The sequence below is a fragment of the Kitasatospora sp. NPDC096128 genome (assembly GCF_040303105.1).
Lineage (GTDB): Bacteria > Actinomycetota > Actinomycetes > Streptomycetales > Streptomycetaceae > Kitasatospora.
This window is the reverse complement of record NZ_JBEOSP010000009.1, coordinates 53,304-68,494: the sequence shown is the minus strand read 5'-3', so window position 1 is coordinate 68,494 and position 15,191 is coordinate 53,304. Positions and strand designations below refer to the sequence as shown.

Here is a 15,191-nt window from a genome sequence, read left to right as displayed (position 1 = left end):
CTTACCCAGCATGTCGTGAACTGCACCAGCAGGAGGGAGAGTTGGCGAATTCGTTCGCCTCCGGGGGTTTAGCCCGTGGTCAGCGGTGGGTCAGCGGAGTTCGAGCGCCGACTGGAAGGCGGCGAGCGGCTCCGCCCCGGGAGTCAGGGCGTCCGCCACGACCCGGCGCAGCAGGTCGCCGAGGACGGTGTCGGGCAGGGCGTCGAGCTCGTCGAGCGGCAGGGCGGCGACGTCGACCAGGTCGGAGTCGAGTCCAGCGACGGTTTCCGCACCGGTGACGCCCATCAGTCCCTTAGTCCCTCGCTACGATGCACGCAGGCACGACCCGATCACGCAGGCACCGCGGGCCGGTAGCCGAAAAATCCTCGACTCCGGTCCGCGACGCGCACATTCTACACAAAACGGTGACGGTGCGTCAGATCCGGGTGACCGCCGCGCCCGGACACGCGACACTCCGTCCGGCGGCCCGACCCCACGACCCCCGCGGCCCGACCCCCCGCCGTCACGGGCAGAGCCGCTCCACCCGCCAACCGGCGGGGCCCGCCGGGTCGGCGAGGTAGCGCAGGCGGTCGTGCAGCCGGTTCGCGCGCCCCTGCCAGAACTCGACCGCCTCCGGGACGACCCGGTAGCCGCCCCAGAACGGCGGGACGGGCACCCCCTCGCCCTCGGGGTAGCGGCGCTCCAGGTCGGCGTAGCGCTGTTCGAGGACGGCGCGGCTGTCGACCGGGCTGGACTGTTCGCTGGCCCAGGCGCCGAGTTGGGAGCCGTGCGGGCGGGTGCGGAAGTAGGCGGCGGTCTCGTCCCGGCCGACCTTCTCCACCCGGCCCTGGACGATCACCTGGCGGCCCAGCGCGATCCACGGGAAGAGCAGCGCGGCGTACGGGTTGACGGCGAGCTCGGAGCCCTTGCGGGAGCCGTAGTTGGTGAAGAACACGAAGCCGCGGGCGTCGAAGCCCTTGAGCAGGACGGTGCGCGAGCTGGGTCGGCCCTGGGCGTCCGCGGTGGAGAGCACCATGGCGTTGGGCTCCACCACCCCGGCGGCGTCCGCCTCGTGGAACCAGCGGGCGAACTGCCCGATCGGCTCGGGCGCGAGCTCCTCCTCGGCCAGGCCCTCGTGGCGGTAGTGCTCGCGCATCACGGTGGGGTCCGGACCGGGGCGGGGCTCGTCGGCCGGGGTCCGGGTGGCGGGGCTCAGGGGCGTCGACTGGGCGCGTTCCGGGGTCTGCACGCCAACATCATCCCGTACGACAAGCAACCGGCACCGCTACCTCCGGACAAACCCCGCTCGGAGATATGGTGACTCGCCACCGCTTGGCTGCCCGCCGTGCGGGGAATTGTCCGGAACCGGGTGCTCGGTGGCGGGAGTCCCCCGGGCCCGACCGGCTCCTGAACGGGAAGGCCTTGCGGTCCGAGGGGAAACATCACCGCGGTGGTGTCTGGCGCAATGCACCCCGTGCCTGTCACTCTGGCACCGAGTGCCAACCACGATTCGGTCACTGGAGCGCCGCCCCACCACAGCGGAGCACCGATCGCAGAACTGAAGGAGCCGTCGTATGTCCGACTTCGTACCCGGGCTTGAGGGAGTCGTCGCGTTCGAGAGCGAGATCGCCGAACCCGACCGTGAAGGCGGCGCCCTGCGGTACCGCGGTGTCGACATCGACGACCTGGTCGGCAACGTCTCCTTCGGCCACGTCTGGGGCCTGCTGGTGGACGGCAAGTTCAACCCCGGCCTGCCGGCCGCCGAGCCCTTCCCGATCCCCGTGCACTCCGGCGACATCCGGGTCGACGTCCAGTCCGCGCTCGCCATGCTCGCCCCGGTCTGGGGCCTCAAGCCGCTCCTCGACATCTCCGCCGAGCAGGCCCGCGACGACCTCGCCCGGGCCGCCGTGATGGCACTCTCCTACGTCGCCCAGTCCGCCCGCGGCCAGGGCCTGCCGATGGTCCCGCAGAGCGAGATCGACAAGGCCGAGACGGTCGTCGAGCGGTTCATGATCCGCTGGCGCGGCGAGCCGGACCCGAAGCACGTCAAGGCCATCGACGCCTACTGGACGTCCGCCGCAGAGCACGGCATGAACGCCTCCACCTTCACCGCCCGCGTCATCGCCTCCACCGGCGCCGACGTCGCGGCCGCCCTCTCCGGCGCCGTCGGCGCGATGTCCGGCCCGCTGCACGGCGGCGCCCCCTCCCGGGTGCTCGGCATGATCGAGGAGATCGAGCGCACCGGCGACGCGACCGCGTGGGTCAAGAACGCCCTGGACAAGGGCGAGCGCCTGATGGGCTTCGGCCACCGCGTCTACCGCGCCGAGGACCCGCGCGCCCGCGTGCTGCGCCGCACCGCCAAGGAGCTCGGCGCGCCGCGCTTCGAGGTCGCCGAGGCGCTGGAGAAGGCCGCGCTGGAGGAGCTGCACAACCGCCGCCCCGACCGCGTGCTCGCCACCAACGTCGAGTTCTGGGCCGCCATCATGCTGGACTTCGCCGAGGTCCCGGCGCACATGTTCACCTCGATGTTCACCTGTGCCCGCACCGCCGGCTGGTCGGCGCACATCCTGGAGCAGAAGCGCACGGGTCGGCTCGTGCGCCCCGCCGCGCGCTACATCGGCCCCGGCCCGCGCCGCCCCGAGGAGATCGAGGGCTGGGACGCCATCGGGCACTGACCCCGCGGCGGAACACCTGAACAACCGCCTCTGACCAGCGGGTCCGGCTCCGAACCGGGCCCGCTGTCGGCGTCCCGGGCAGTGAAGATCACAGTCTCAGCGGGCGGACGACCGTATCCCGGGCGAACCCTCCGCCGGTAGGCTGCGCGCGTGGCTCAGATCCAGATCCCCGCTGACATCAAGCCCGCAGACGGCCGTTTCGGCTGCGGACCGTCCAAGGTGCGCCCCGAGGCCCTGAGTGCCCTCGCCGCCACCCAGACCTCCCTGCTCGGCACCTCGCACCGCCAGGCCCCGGTCAAGAACCTGGTCAAGCGCGTGCGCGAGGGCGTGAGCAGCCTGTTCTCGCTGCCGGAGGGCTACGAAGTCGTCCTCGGCAACGGCGGCTCCACCGCCTTCTGGGACATCGCCGCCTTCGGCCTGGTGCGGGAGAAGTCCCAGCACCTGGACTTCGGCGAGTTCTCCTCGAAGTTCGCCTCCTCGGTCAAGGCCGCCCCGTGGCTGGCCGAGCCGACGGTGATCAAGACCGCCCCGGGCACCCACCCGCTGCCGGTCGCCGAGGCGGGCGTGGACGTCTACGGCCTCACCCACAACGAGACCTCGACCGGTGTGGCGATGCCGATCAAGCGTCCGGTGGGTGCGGACGAGGGCTCGCTGGTGCTGGTGGACGCCACCTCGGGCGCTGGCGGCCTGCCGGTGGACATCACCGAGACGGACGTCTATTACTTCGCCCCGCAGAAGTCCTTCGCCTCCGAGGGCGGCCTGTGGCTGGCCACCTTCTCCCCGGCCGCCCTGGAGCGCGCCGCCGAGATCGCCGGCTCCGGCCGCTACATCCCGCCGTTCTTCTCGCTGCCGACGGCCATCGACAACTCGTCGAAGGACCAGACGTACAACACCCCGTCGCTCGCCACCCTGTTCCTGCTGGCCGACCAGCTGGAGTGGATCAACGGCAACGGCGGGCTGGACTGGGCCGTCGCCCGTACGGCCGACTCCTCGTCCCGGCTGTACACCTGGGCCGAGAAGTCCTCCTTCGCGACCCCGTTCGTGGCGAACCCCGCCGAGCGCTCCCAGGTGGTCGGCACCATCGACTTCGACGAGTCGGTGGACGCCGCCGCGGTCGCCAAGGCACTGCGTGCCAACGGGATCGTGGACACCGAGCCCTACCGCAAGCTGGGCCGCAACCAGCTGCGCATCGCGATGTTCCCGGCGATCGACCCGGCGGACGTCGAGGCGCTCACCCACTGCATCGACCACGTGGTCGAGCAGCTGGCCGGCTGAGCCCGCCCCGAGGACACGACTGAGGGCCACCGCCTGCGGGCGGTGGCCCTCTCGCCGTTCCAGGGTCGTCGGCGGCCGGCTCGGGCCGGGGCGGCCGAGGCCCGGGTGCCGGCCGGCTCGGGCCGGGGCTACTTGCCGGCCAGCGAGCTGATCAGCACGACGACCAGCAGCAGCACCAGGGTGCCGGAGACGATGCGCATTCGAGTCTTGGGATCCACGGTCAACGAGCGTACCTCCGGCTCACACCCACGCGAATCCGAGGCCCCGCCCAGCCCCGCTCCGGACCGCCCGCTCCGAAGCCCCCGGCCCCGCCCCGGACGGCTCAGCCCCGGACCGTGCAGCCCCGGACCGCCCCGGACCGGACCGCCCCGCCCCGCCCCGGACCGGACCGCTCAGCCCCAGTCCGCCAGCGCCCAGGAGCGCAGCGACTCGTAGTGGGCGAAGCCCCCGGCCAGGTCGCTCTTCATCAGGTGCAGCTCGGCGGCCTCCCACTCCGGCCCCCGGTAGTCCGCGAGCGCCGCCGCCAGCCCCTCCAGCTCGGCCGCCGCGACCCGCTGGACCGCCCGCCGGTGGCCGCGCGAGGATCCGGCCCGGGCCAGGGTGAGGTGCGGGTGGAAGGCGAAGGCGTCGGCCTCCCCGGTCAGCTCGGCGGCGGCCCCGGCCACGGCCTCCGCGAGCCCGCGCAGCGCCCAGGTCCGCCCCTCGACCCCGGCCCAGAGCACCCGGTCGCCGAACCGGCCGGCCCCGGCGATCCGCAGCCGGTGCGCCGGGTGCGCCTCGGCGACGGCCGCCAGCGCGGTCTCCAGTTCCGGCAGCCGCTCGGCCGGCACCTGGCCGAGGAAGGCCAGGGTCAGGTGCCAGCCCTCGACGGTGGTCCAGCGCAGCCGGTCCGCCCCGGGCAGCCCGTGCAGCGGCGCGACGGCGTCGGAGAGCCCCTGGAGTGCCTCGCCGGGCGGCAGGACCGCGACGAACAGTCTCATGATCCAAGCTTCCCTCGCCCAGCCGTCCGGTGTAGAACGGATTTCCATGAAGATCCGCAACGGGGGGTCCGCGGACGTCCCCGACATCCTGTCCCTGCTCGACGGTGCCGTCTCCTGGCTGGCCGGGCAGGAACGCACCGGCCAGTGGGGCGACCAGCCCTTCAGTACCGACCGGGCCCGCATCGACCAGGTCACCGGGTACACCGAGGAGCCCTTCCTGATCCGCCTCGCCGTGGACGAGGACGGTCGCACCGTCGGCTGCTGCGTGCTGGCCGAGCAGCGCGGCAAGTACGTCCCCGTCTCGGCGGAGCCCGAGCTCTTCGTCCGCCTCCTGGTCACCGACCGCAGCCGCAAGGGCTCCGGCATCGGCGCCGCGCTGATCGCCGACGCGATCGAGGAGGCCCGTCGGCGCGGCCACGGGCTGCTGCGGGTGGACTGCTACGCGGGCGACGACCGCAAGCTGGTCGGCCGGTACCGGGCGCTCGGCTTCACCGAGTTGGAGGGCTTCGAGGTCGAGCAGCCGGCCGGCGTCTGGCCCGGCCAGGTGCTGGAGATCCGGCTCTGACGTTCCACCCCGACGCCCCGCCCTGACGCACTGTCAGGAAGCCCCGGGGGGCTACCCCGAGGCTTCCTGACGCGGCATCAGCAGGCGGGCGCCAGCTCGGACCTGCGCGCCGGGACGACGCGCGGCACGACGGCCACCACGCGCCCGCCGCGGCCGGGGTGCAGGTCGACCCGCACCTTGAGGTCCGCGCTGCGGGCCAGCACCAGGCCGACCGCGCCGGCCGCCAGCGCGGACACCGCGCCACAGGCCAGCAGGCCCAGCCGGGGCCCGTACGAGGCGGTGACCCAGCCGACGACCGGGGCGCCGATCGGCGTGCCACCGGTGAAGACCAGCACCAGCAGGCCCATCACCCGACCGCGCATCTCGGGGTCGGTGCCGAGCTGCAGCATCGAGTTGACCGAGGTGTTGAAGCTCAGCCCGAACACCCCGATCAGCGTCAGCAGCAGCGCGAAGGTCCAGTAGTCGGGCGCGAGGGCCGCGACCACCTCCAGGATGCCGAAGGCCAGCGCCGCGCCGACCAGCCGGCGCAGCCGGGGCGCGCCGCGGCGGGCGGCGAGCAGCGCGCCGGCCAGCGAGCCGACGGCCATCGCGGTGTTCAGCAGGCCGTACTCGCCGGCGCCGACCTTGAAGGTGTCGTGGGCGAACCCGGCGAGCAGTGTCGGGAAGTTGAACCCGAAGGTGCCGATGAAGCCGGCCAGCACCATCGGCCAGAGCAGCTCGGGCCGCTCCTTCACGTACCGCAGGCCCTCGCGCAGCTGGCCCTTCTCGCGGGCGATCGGCTCGGTCGGGCGCAGCTCGGACTCCCGCATCGCGAGCAGCCCGCCGATCACGGCGGCGAAGGACAGCGCGTTGACGGCGAACGCCCAGCCGCTGCCGACCGCGGCGATCAGCAGGCCCGCGACGGCGGGGCCGACCAGCCGGGCGGTCTGGAAGTTGGCGGCGTTCAGGCTGACGGCGTTGGCGAGGTCCTTGGGGCCGACCATCTCGGACACGAAGGCCTGCCGGGTCGGGTTGTCGACCACGGTGACCAGGCCGAGCAGCAGGGCGAAGCCGTACACGTAGTACGGGGTCACCACGTCGCCGATGGTCAGCGCGGCCAGGCCCGCGGCGAGCAGGCCCATCGCGCCCTGGGTGTAGATCAGCAGCCGGCGCTTGGGCATCCGGTCGGCGAGCACGCCGCCGAACAGGCCGAGCAGCAGCATCGGCAGGAACTGCATGGCGGTGGTGATGCCGACCGCGAGCGGGCTGCCGGTCAGGCTCAGGACCAGCCAGTCCTGGGCGATCCGCTGCATCCAGGTGCCGGTGTTGGACACCACCTGGCCGGCGAAGTAGTAGCGGTAGTTGCGAACGCGCAGGGAGGAGAACATCCCCCGGGGCCTGGTGAACTCGGCGCCTGTGGGGGACGAGGCCGATCGGGTTCGGCCCTGAGCGGCGGAGTCCGCCGCGGTGCGTTCGTCGGGGTCGTCGTCGCCGCTGCCGGGCAGTCCGCTGGGGGCGGGGGCCTGGGCGTCGGCGGCCGCGGTACGGTCCGCGGCGGGGTCGGTGGTCGGGTCGGTGGTACGGGCGGCGGCGCTGGCTGCGGCCGGCGGTGTCACGGTGGTCTCCCCTCGCGGCGCGACGACCCCGGCGGGGGCCGTCGCGCTCCTGGTTACGGTGGTCGGTCCTGCGGTGATGCGGGCTCCTTCTCCTCCCGGCGGCCGGCCGGGGTCGGTGTGCCTCGAGCTGTGCGAGTTACAGGTGGGCGAGCTTGTAGAGCACGGGCGCGGCCTCCCTGAGGACGGCCCATTCCTCGTCGTCGAGCCCCTGGGCGAGCTCGGCGAGCCAGGCGTTCCGGCGTCGACGGCTCTCCGCGAGGATCGCCTCGGCCTGCTCGGTGCTGCTGACGACCACCTGGCGGCGGTCCTCGGGGTGCGGCTCCCGCCGCACCAGCCCCTTCTCCTCCAGCATCGCGACGATCCTGGTCATCGAAGGAGGCTGCACGTGCTCTTTCCGGGCGAGCTCACCCGGCGTCGCCTTCCCGCACCGGGCGAGGGTGCCCAGCACCCCCATCTCGGTAGGACTCAGCGACTCCTCCACCCGTTGGTGTTTGAGTCGTCGGGAGAGGCGCATCGTGGACGACCGCAGCTGTGAGATCGCTGCGAGGTCCGGCTCGGACATCTCGGGCATCTCTTTAGCTTACGTCATTACCCTCGCTAAGGAAAAACGCCCGCCGCCCGAGGGAGACCGCCCACCGCGCCGGAGGATCGGCCCGGTGCCATATTGGTGATGGGTGATCGTTCCCCCTCCCGGAAGGGCCGACCAGACATGTCCGACCTCGCCTCCGAGCAACCCGCGCAATCCGCACAGTCAGTGCCGGACGACTCCGGCTTCGCCCGGCTCGCCATGGTCACCATCGACTGCGCCGACCCGGTCGCGCTGGCGTCGTTCTACGGCGAGCTGCTGGGCTGGGAGACCCGCCACGTGGACGAGCGCTTCGCGATCCTGGACAACCCGGAGGGCGGCAGCCCCCTGGGCTTCGGACGGGTGACGGGCTACCGGCCGGAGCCGTGGACCGAGCCGGACGGCAGCAAGCACTTCCACCTCGACTTCTACGTCGACGACCTGGAGGAGTCCACCGCCAAGGCCCTCGCGCTCGGCGCGACCGAACCGAGCTACCAGCACGGCCGCACGCTCAAGGTGTTGATCGACCCGGCCGGCCACCCGTTCGGGCTGGCCCCGCTGGAGTAACGTACGAACGTGCCCGCAGGTCGTGCGCAGGCGGTGTCAGGGCTTGGTGCCGAGATCTTGCAGGCCGCGTAAAGGCCCATCCTGACCTGGGACTTCACGAAAAGCGCGAACCTTGTGCGACCACCGGGCAGTGGTTACTGTCCCGGGTTGTCAGGGGCATCACCACGCCAGGTCTCCCCTTCGGCGGAGCCCCTCCGCGCCCGTCCGCGCGCGAAACCCACCTTCCACGGCCTCCGGCCGACCCCCTCCGCCCGAACCCTGGCGCCCGCAACCCCTCGTCCAGGGAGCTCAATTGGGTGAGATCCACCATGCCGACCACGGCTGGGTGACACCGGCGGTCTCGTACTTCGTCGCCTGCCTCGGCGCCTTCGTGGCGCTGCGCAGCGCCCGTTGGGCGCTCGTCTCGCAGGGCCGGACCCGGGCCGTCTGGCTGCTCTTCGCCTCGACCTCGCTCGGCGCCGGCATCTGGTCGATGCACTTCATCGCGATGCTGGGCTTCTCCGTCACCGGCGCCGAGATCACCTACCAGCCGGGGCTCACCGTGCTCAGCCTGCTGGTCGCCGTCGCGGTGGTCGGCATCGGGCTGTTCACCGTCGGGTACTGGCGCAGCAGTCCGGTGCTGTCCCTGCTGATCGGCGGGCTGACCACCGGGCTCGGGGTCGCCGCGATGCACTACCTGGGCATGGCCGCGATGGTGCTGCCCGGCCGGCTCGGCTACGACCACGTCACGGTGTGGCTGTCGGTCGGCATCGCGGTGTTCGCGGCGACGGCCGCGCTCTGGGCCGCGCTGAACATCCGGGGCACCCTCGCCGTCCTGGCCGCCGCGCCGGTGATGGGCGTCGCGGTCTGCGCGATGCACTACACCGGCATGGCCGCGCTCTCGGTCCGGCTGGACGCCTCGCAGTCCACCCAGGACGGGGTGATGGCACTGCAGTTCATCTTCCCGCTCGGGGTCGGACTCGGCTGCTACGTGTTCTTCGGCTCGCTGGCCTTCGCCGTCTCCCCGAGCAAGCCCTCCACCCAGCCGCTGCTCGTCGGCCCGGCGGCCCCGCTGCCCCCGCGGGCGGCCCGCGTCCCCGAGCAGCGGCAGCCGCGGCGCCGGCCGCTGGACGGGGCCGCCGCCCGGCGCTGAGCGGCACACGAAGCCGACGGCCGGCCGGGTCCCCCACCCCGGCCGGCCGTCATCGTTCCGGGAGCCCCCTCAGGGCCGGCCGAGCAGCCCGGTCAGGTGCTCCGGCGTGGCCACCGGGCAGGCCTTGCGCACGAAGTCCCGCCGCAGCGCGTGGTACGGCTCGCCCGCCCGGTAGAAGTTGGCGTGCATCCGGCGCAGTTCCTCCGCCCGGTACTCGGCCAGCGGCTTCGCCTCCTCGTCCTCGGCCCGGCGGCGCTTCTTGTCCACCAGCCGCCCGGTGAGCTCCGGCGAGGCGGCCAGCCGGGCGGCCTCCCGGGCCGTCCAGCGGCGGAACTCCGCCGCGTCCCCGCCGGCCGTGCGGTCCACCAGGCCGATCCGGCGGGCGTGTTCGGCCCCGACCGGGAGCGCCTCGGTGGTGAGCCGCTCGGCCTGCTCGGCGCCGACCCGGGCCGGCAAGGTGTACGTCCAGTACTCGGAGCCGTACAGGCCCATCAGCCGGTAGTGCGGGTTGAGCACCGCCGAGTCCCGGCACCACACCTCGTCGGCGGCCAGCGCCAGCATCAGGCCGCCGGCCGCCGCGTTCCCGGCCAGCGCGGCGACGGTCAGCTTGTCGTCGGTGGTCAGGACGGCCTCGACCAGGTCGTCCATCGCGTTGATGTTCTCCCAGGACTCCAGCGCCGGGAAGGCCGCGCCCTCGATGACGTTGAGGTGGATCCCGTTGGAGTAGAAGTCCCGGGGCGCGCCCAGCACCAGCACCGAGGTGGGCCGGTCGGCGGCCGCGCGGTAGGCGGCCAGCAGCCGGCGGCACTGCTCGGTGCTCATCGCCCCGCCGGCGTAGCCGAATTCGAGGAAGCCGACCTCGCCGTCCTCGTGGTAGCGCAGCTCCGACCAGGTGGTCCGCCGGGCGGCCTGCTCCGGGGTCACCGGCACTTCGCGGACCCGGTGCAGCTCGTCGGCGAGCACCGTCGCGGCGGGCAGCTTGAAGGTGACCGGCCCGCCGGGGGTGCGGCGCGGGCGCAGCTGGGGGATCCAGACCGCGCCGTCCACGGTGGCCCGGCAGATCGCGCCGTCCCGGGTGGCCAGCACGGCGCCGGGCTCGGGGCCGCGCAGCTCGTCCTCGGGGTGGCCGCCGTGCAGGAAGAACTCGCGCCCGTACAGCTCGTCCAGCACGCCGGGCTGGGAGTCGGCGGCGCGCAGCTTGCGCAGCACGGTGGCGGTGTCGTCGTGCCCCCAGTCGATCCGGCGGGCCTCCTGGCGCAGCAGGGGCCGCAGTTCGCCGCGCACGTCGGGGCGGTCGTAGTCCAGCGGCTCGGGGGTGTACAGCCCGCCCTCGTACCGCTGGACGGCCAGCAGGACGGCCTCGACGGCGGCGTCCGCGACCTCGCCCCGGTACAGCTCGCTCTTGCCGCAGTCGGGGACGGGGAACTCGACGCAGGCCCAGATGTCGCCCGCGTCCATCTCCTCGACGGCCTGCAGCACGGTGACGCCCCAGCGCCGGGCGTCCTCGGTGATCGCCCAGTCGAGCGAGGAGGGGCCGCGGTCGCCCTTGGGGCCCGGGTGCACGATCAGGACCGTCCGGGTCGACCAGATGTCGGCCGGGACGGCCCTGGTGAGCATCGGGCAGATGATCAGCTCCGGGTCGACCCGGGCCACCGCCTCCCTCATCTGCTCGTCGCCGAGGGCGAGTTGGACGGCGACCTGGTGGCCGCGCTCGCGCAGCTCGAGGTGGACGCGCTGGGTCAGGCTGTTGAACGCGGTGGCGATCAGGAGAATGCGCACAGGGGGCCTCCGAGCAGGGACTGCGGGTCGCGCGGAGGCGATGAAACCAGGGCATGGACACGTAATGGTCACGTTCCGCGCCCCGGCGCCCCACTCTCACGCACCCCGCACACCTGTGCCCCCGGCGTGGCCCCGTTTCGCCGGATCTCCCCAGCCCCTCCCCCGAGTTGGGGTGGCGCCGGAGGAGCAGCGCTACCGCGGGAACGCCCGGCGGGCCCGCCAGGTGGTGTGCTCGCGGGAGACCGCGTCCTCGGCCTCGGCGGCCAGCCGGGCCCAGCGCTCCTCGGCGTCCGGCGTCTTGAGGTCGAGGTCGGACAGCTGGTTGCCGACGTTCTCCAGTTCGCGCGCGGCCAGTTGGTACGCGGCGGCCAGCGGACGCAGCTGCTTGAGCTGGGTCCAGGCGATGATCGCCGCGGCCGCGGCCGAGCTGGCGCCGAAGATGTGCACCTCCAGAGCACCGGTGGCCTGGGCGATCGCCGCCGCGGCGCCGATGATGATCAGCGCCGCGATGCCGAGCCCCCAGGAGACCGCCTGGGACTCGCAGGAGTCGGCCCGGGAGCGGTACCAGGTCCGCTGGCTCTCGACCCGGGTGCGCAGGTACAGGGTGCGCCGGGAGGTGAGGTTCCCGGCCCGGGCGTTGCGCATCTCCTCGGTGATCTCCGGGACACTGCCGGGCGGCACGATCTCCGGGTCCTCGAAGGCCCGCAGCACGTCCTCGACCTGCAGCAGGTAGCCGCGGTCGGCGTCCGGCGAGTCGGCCTCGCCGCCGAACGGCCGGGCCCGGACGCTGTACTTCCAGGCCAGCGTCTTGACCGACTCCGCCGCCGCCCGCGCCTCGTACCACCGGCCCTGCGGGTTGCCGCGGCGCAGCCGGGACCAGAAGTAGCCGGCGATCAGGAAGGCGGCCACCGAGAACAGTGGCTTGATATCGCTGTCGCCCTTGTGGTCCGGGCCCGGGAGCGAGCCGATCAGCGCGGCGACCACCAGCATGGCGATCAGTCCGCGGTGCCAGCGGAGCGTCTCGCGCTGCCCGTCCAGCGAGGCCTTGTCCGCCCGCCAGAACAGCTCCGGCAGCAGTCGCGCCTCCACTCCCCCGGGCGGATCCTGTTGCACCATCGGTCGAGTCCCCTCCCCATCTCCGTCCAGGCAGTATTCCCGCCGCCAACTGCCCTACACGGTCGCCTTTTTGACACCTTCCGACCGCCGGTGATTGCCCCTCCCAGTCGTAACCGATATAACCGGTTACATGCCGCTGCACTGGAAACTCGTCGTCGACTGCGCCGACCCGCACCGCCAGGCCGCCTTCTGGGGCGCCGCCCTCGACTACACCGTCGAGGACCACGCCGCCCTGATCGCCCGGCTGCTGGAGGCCGGCGCGATCACCCCGGACGCCCTCACCGAGGTGGACGGCCACCCGGCCTGGCGCACCCTCGCCGCGGTCCGCCACCCCGAGGACCCGTACGACCCGGCCTCCGACACCGGCCTCGGGCGCCGCATCCTGTTCCAGGCCGTCCCGGAGGCCAAGCAGGCCAAGAACCGCCTCCACCTGGACCTCCACCCCGGCCCGGGCGAGCGCGCGGCCACCGTCACCCGCCTCGAAGCCCTCGGCGCCACCGTCCTGCGCGAGGTCGCCGAGCCCGGCGGCGCCTGGACCACCATGGCCGACCCGGAGGGCAACGAGTTCGACGTCCAGTGACACGACGGCCCCGCACCCGGTCGGGTGCGGGGCCGTCGAGGGGCCGTGCGAGGAGGACTCAGTCCGCCGCCCCGGCCGGGACGACCCACCGCGTGGGCTGTCCCGTGATGGCCGCGATCATGTCGTAGTCGCCGTCGTAGTGCAGGACGGTCACGCCGTGCCGCTCAGCCGTGGCGGCGATCAGCATGTCGGCCATGGACAGGGCACGGTGGTTGCCCCGGAACAGGGCACGGTGCTGAATCTCCTTGGCCCGGTCCCATACCTCGTCGGTGCACGGCAGGTAGTCGAAACCCCGGAGCAGATGGCTCAGTCGATCGGCCTCCGCCGCGCTTCGGGCGCTGTGCAGGACCTCCATCTCGACGGCCGCGCTCACAGCCAGCAGCGCGCGCTGCGAGAGATCGTCGAGAACGGGCCGCACCGTCGGCTTTCCCCAGCGCGCCAGGGCCGACTTGTCGATCAGGAAGCGCTCTCGGGTCACGCCGCCGCAGACCCGCCCGACTCGTCGAGGAGGTCGAACTCCCCGTTGGCGATGGCATCGGCGAGCTCTATCCGCCTGGCCAGCTTCACGGCCTCCAGTAGTGCCGCATTGACCGTGGCGACCTTGGTGGTCGTGCCGAAGAGGCGCTGTGCCTCGGCGAGAAGGTCGTCATCGAGATCGATCACCGTACGTGCCATGGCTTCCTCCCTCGGCCAAGAACAAGAAAACGATATCAGTCCAGGCGCACTCCCGATATCAAGACGGCCCCGCACCCGGTCGGGTGCGGGGCCGTCGAGGGGCCGTGCGGGGTCAGATCAGACCGAACGCGGGCATCAGGTAGTAGAAGGCGAACACACCGGCCACGGCGTACATCGCCGCCGGCACCTCACGTCCCCGGCCGGCGGCGACGCGGAGGATCGTGAAGGTGATGAACCCGATACCCAAGCCGTTGGTGATCGAGTAGGTGAACGGCATCATCACGATGGTCAGGAAGGCCGGGATCGCGATGGTGTAGTCCGCCCAGTCGATCTCCTTGATCGAGTTGGCCAGGATCAGGAAGCCGACCGTGACCAGGGCCGGGGTGGCGGCCTGGGCCGGGACCATGGTGGCCAGCGGGGTGAGGAACAGCGCCACCACGAAGAGCAGGCCGGTGACGATCGAGGCGAAGCCGGTGCGGGCGCCCTCGCCGACGCCGGCGGTGGACTCGACGAAGCAGGTGTTGGCGGAGGCGGAGGTGGCGCCGCCGGCCGCGGTGGCGATGCCGTCGACCATCAGGATCCGGTTGATGCCGGGCAGGTCGCCCTTCTCGTCCAGCAGGTGGGCCTCGTCGGCGACGCCGAGGATGGTGCCCATCGCGTCGAAGAAGCAGGACATCAGCACGGTGAAGACGAACAGCGCGCCGGTCAGCACGCCGACCTTCCCGAAGCCGCCGAACAGGCTGACCTTGCCGACCAGGCCGAAGTCCGGGGCGGCCACCGGGTTGCCGGGCCAGGTGGGGACGGTGAGGCCCCACTTGAGCGCCGGGACGTCGGCGACCTTGTCGAGCACCAGGGCGAGCACGGTGGCGGCCGCGATGCTGATCAGGATGGCGCCCGGCACCTTGCGGATGACCAGGATCAGGGTCAGCAGCAGGCCGAACACGAAGACCAGCACCGGGAAGCCGAGCAGGTGGCCGTTGCCGCCGAGCTGGAGCGGGACGGTGGTGTGGGCGGCGTCCGGGATGCGGCTGACGAAGCCGGAGTCGACCAGGCCGACCAGGCTGATGAACAAGCCGATGCCGATCGCGATGGCCTTGCGCAGGCCGAGCGGCACGGCGTTCATGACCCGCTCGCGCAGGCCGGTGGCGACCAGGAGCATGATCGCGAAGCCGGCCAGCACCACCATGCCCATGGCGTCCGGCCAGGTCATCTTGGGCGCGAGCTGGAGCGCCACGATGGTGTTGACGCCGAGTCCGGCCGCCAGGCCGATCGGCACGTTGCCGACCACGCCCATCAGCAGGGTGGTGAGGCCGGCGGTGAGGGCGGTGGCGGTGACCAGCTGGGCGCTGTCCAGGTGGGCCCCGGTCATGTCCGTGGCGCTGGCCAGGATGATCGGGTTCAGCACCAGGATGTACGCCATGGTGAAGAAGGTGGCGACACCGCCGCGGATCTCGCGCGACAGGCTGGAACCGCGCTCGCTGATCTTGAAGTAGCGGTCCAGGGCGCCGGTGGGGGGCGCGGATTCCGCGGGTTCGGGCGACTCGGTGGTCGACTGGACCACAGGCATGCGTGCGTCCTCTGTGGGGGAGCTGAGGAGGGGGGGACCGCCCGGGGCGACGGTGGCCGGGCGTGGACCTTTAAGTATGGTTTCCCGGTCGCACACGCGCTATCTTCGCGCGTAGAGCCCGGGCCGGGCCGACCGGCCGGC

At 72.6% G+C, this 15,191-nt stretch carries 16 protein-coding genes; 6 read left to right on the top strand and 10 right to left on the bottom strand.

All coding sequences use genetic code 11. From position 1 onward, the window contains the following. Nucleotides 1-90 precede the first annotated feature (90 nt). Nucleotides 91-285 (bottom strand): FxSxx-COOH cyclophane-containing RiPP peptide, encoded by a 195-nt coding sequence (gene fxsA, locus ABTY61_RS12790; RefSeq protein WP_350504982.1) that lies wholly within the window; start codon nucleotides 283-285, stop codon nucleotides 91-93. Nucleotides 286-502: 217 nt separating this feature from the next. Continuing rightward, on the bottom strand, nucleotides 503-1,135 hold the full coding sequence (gene pdxH / locus ABTY61_RS12785) for a pyridoxamine 5'-phosphate oxidase (protein WP_350505133.1): 633 nt from the start codon (nucleotides 1,133-1,135) through the stop codon (nucleotides 503-505). Between the two features lie 418 nt (nucleotides 1,136-1,553). On the opposite strand from pdxH, the gene ABTY61_RS12780 reads away from it, so the two are divergent. Together ABTY61_RS12780 and serC are read left to right on the top strand one after the other, a co-directional pair. After that, nucleotides 1,554-2,654: a citrate synthase 2 gene (locus ABTY61_RS12780; protein ID WP_350504981.1), complete on the top strand. Its 1,101-nt coding sequence runs from the start codon at nucleotides 1,554-1,556 to the stop codon at nucleotides 2,652-2,654. A gap of 150 nt (nucleotides 2,655-2,804) precedes the next feature. Continuing rightward, nucleotides 2,805-3,929, top strand: coding sequence for a phosphoserine transaminase (serC, locus tag ABTY61_RS12775; RefSeq protein ID WP_350504980.1), 1,125 nt, complete (start codon nucleotides 2,805-2,807; stop codon nucleotides 3,927-3,929). 392 nt (nucleotides 3,930-4,321) lie between these two features. On the opposite strand, the gene thpR is transcribed toward serC, so the two are convergent. Next, complete coding sequence (gene thpR / locus ABTY61_RS12770) at nucleotides 4,322-4,909, bottom strand: RNA 2',3'-cyclic phosphodiesterase (protein WP_350504979.1); 588 nt, start codon at nucleotides 4,907-4,909, stop codon at nucleotides 4,322-4,324. A gap of 46 nt (nucleotides 4,910-4,955) precedes the next feature. Here thpR and ABTY61_RS12765 point away from each other — a divergent pair, with 46 nt between their 5' ends. After that, complete coding sequence (locus ABTY61_RS12765) at nucleotides 4,956-5,474, top strand: GNAT family N-acetyltransferase (protein WP_350504978.1); 519 nt, start codon at nucleotides 4,956-4,958, stop codon at nucleotides 5,472-5,474. A gap of 77 nt (nucleotides 5,475-5,551) precedes the next feature. On the opposite strand, the gene ABTY61_RS12760 is transcribed toward ABTY61_RS12765, so the two are convergent. Both ABTY61_RS12760 and ABTY61_RS12755 read right to left on the bottom strand, forming a co-directional pair. After that, nucleotides 5,552-7,069 (bottom strand): MFS transporter, encoded by a 1,518-nt coding sequence (locus ABTY61_RS12760; protein WP_502895288.1) that lies wholly within the window; start codon nucleotides 7,067-7,069, stop codon nucleotides 5,552-5,554. A 136-nt stretch (nucleotides 7,070-7,205) separates the two neighbouring features. Then, on the bottom strand, nucleotides 7,206-7,640 hold the full coding sequence (locus ABTY61_RS12755) for a MarR family winged helix-turn-helix transcriptional regulator (RefSeq protein WP_350504977.1): 435 nt from the start codon (nucleotides 7,638-7,640) through the stop codon (nucleotides 7,206-7,208). A gap of 138 nt (nucleotides 7,641-7,778) precedes the next feature. On the opposite strand from ABTY61_RS12755, the gene ABTY61_RS12750 reads away from it, so the two are divergent. Continuing rightward, nucleotides 7,779-8,201, top strand: a complete 423-nt coding sequence (locus ABTY61_RS12750) for a VOC family protein (protein ID WP_350504976.1) — start codon at nucleotides 7,779-7,781, stop codon at nucleotides 8,199-8,201. A 292-nt stretch (nucleotides 8,202-8,493) separates the two neighbouring features. Then, nucleotides 8,494-9,333, top strand: a complete 840-nt coding sequence (locus tag ABTY61_RS12745) for an MHYT domain-containing protein (protein ID WP_350504975.1) — start codon at nucleotides 8,494-8,496, stop codon at nucleotides 9,331-9,333. 69 nt (nucleotides 9,334-9,402) lie between these two features. On the opposite strand, the gene ABTY61_RS12740 is transcribed toward ABTY61_RS12745, so the two are convergent. Next, entirely contained in the window at nucleotides 9,403-11,112 is a 1,710-nt protein-coding gene (locus ABTY61_RS12740; protein WP_350504974.1) for a hydrogenase maturation protein, read from the bottom strand. A gap of 192 nt (nucleotides 11,113-11,304) precedes the next feature. After that, nucleotides 11,305-12,228: a DUF4231 domain-containing protein gene (locus tag ABTY61_RS12735; RefSeq protein ID WP_350504973.1), complete on the bottom strand. Its 924-nt coding sequence runs from the start codon at nucleotides 12,226-12,228 to the stop codon at nucleotides 11,305-11,307. A 130-nt stretch (nucleotides 12,229-12,358) separates the two neighbouring features. Here ABTY61_RS12735 and ABTY61_RS12730 point away from each other — a divergent pair, with 130 nt between their 5' ends. Beyond that, the gene (locus ABTY61_RS12730; RefSeq protein WP_350504972.1) at nucleotides 12,359-12,808 is read left to right on the top strand and encodes a VOC family protein; all 450 of its coding nucleotides are present in this window, start codon (nucleotides 12,359-12,361) and stop codon (nucleotides 12,806-12,808) included. 58 nt (nucleotides 12,809-12,866) lie between these two features. Here ABTY61_RS12730 and ABTY61_RS12725 read toward each other — a convergent pair whose 3' ends face one another. The 3 genes from ABTY61_RS12725 to ABTY61_RS12715 all read right to left on the bottom strand — a co-directional run bounded on the left by ABTY61_RS12725 (nucleotide 12,867) and on the right by ABTY61_RS12715 (nucleotide 15,050). Then, nucleotides 12,867-13,286, bottom strand: coding sequence for a PIN domain nuclease (locus ABTY61_RS12725; RefSeq protein ID WP_350504971.1), 420 nt, complete (start codon nucleotides 13,284-13,286; stop codon nucleotides 12,867-12,869). After that, complete coding sequence (locus ABTY61_RS12720) at nucleotides 13,283-13,483, bottom strand: type II toxin-antitoxin system VapB family antitoxin (RefSeq protein ID WP_350504970.1); 201 nt, start codon at nucleotides 13,481-13,483, stop codon at nucleotides 13,283-13,285. Before ABTY61_RS12720 ends, ABTY61_RS12725 begins: the two co-directional genes overlap by 4 nt. Nucleotides 13,484-13,595: 112 nt before the next feature. Continuing rightward, complete coding sequence (locus ABTY61_RS12715; RefSeq protein WP_350504969.1) at nucleotides 13,596-15,050, bottom strand: NCS2 family permease; 1,455 nt, start codon at nucleotides 15,048-15,050, stop codon at nucleotides 13,596-13,598. Nucleotides 15,051-15,191 lie beyond the last annotated feature (141 nt).

Excerpts from the sequence above, each read along its gene's own strand:
- ABTY61_RS12750 (WP_350504976.1), top strand. The coding sequence starts at position 7,779 with ATGTCCGACCTCGCCTCCGAGCAACCCGCGCAATCCGCACAGTCAGTG.
- thpR (WP_350504979.1), bottom strand. The coding sequence starts at position 4,909 with ATGAGACTGTTCGTCGCGGTCCTGCCGCCCGGCGAGGCACTCCAGGGG.
- pdxH (WP_350505133.1), bottom strand. The coding sequence starts at position 1,135 with ATGCGCGAGCACTACCGCCACGAGGGCCTGGCCGAGGAGGAGCTCGCG.
- ABTY61_RS12755 (WP_350504977.1), bottom strand. The coding sequence starts at position 7,640 with ATGCCCGAGATGTCCGAGCCGGACCTCGCAGCGATCTCACAGCTGCGG.
- ABTY61_RS12720 (WP_350504970.1), bottom strand. The coding sequence starts at position 13,483 with ATGGCACGTACGGTGATCGATCTCGATGACGACCTTCTCGCCGAGGCA.
- ABTY61_RS12780 (WP_350504981.1), top strand. The coding sequence starts at position 1,554 with ATGTCCGACTTCGTACCCGGGCTTGAGGGAGTCGTCGCGTTCGAGAGC.
- fxsA (WP_350504982.1), bottom strand. The coding sequence starts at position 285 with ATGGGCGTCACCGGTGCGGAAACCGTCGCTGGACTCGACTCCGACCTG.
- ABTY61_RS12715 (WP_350504969.1), bottom strand. The coding sequence starts at position 15,050 with ATGCCTGTGGTCCAGTCGACCACCGAGTCGCCCGAACCCGCGGAATCC.
- ABTY61_RS12765 (WP_350504978.1), top strand. The coding sequence starts at position 4,956 with ATGAAGATCCGCAACGGGGGGTCCGCGGACGTCCCCGACATCCTGTCC.
- ABTY61_RS12735 (WP_350504973.1), bottom strand. The coding sequence starts at position 12,228 with ATGGTGCAACAGGATCCGCCCGGGGGAGTGGAGGCGCGACTGCTGCCG.
- ABTY61_RS12730 (WP_350504972.1), top strand. The coding sequence starts at position 12,359 with ATGCCGCTGCACTGGAAACTCGTCGTCGACTGCGCCGACCCGCACCGC.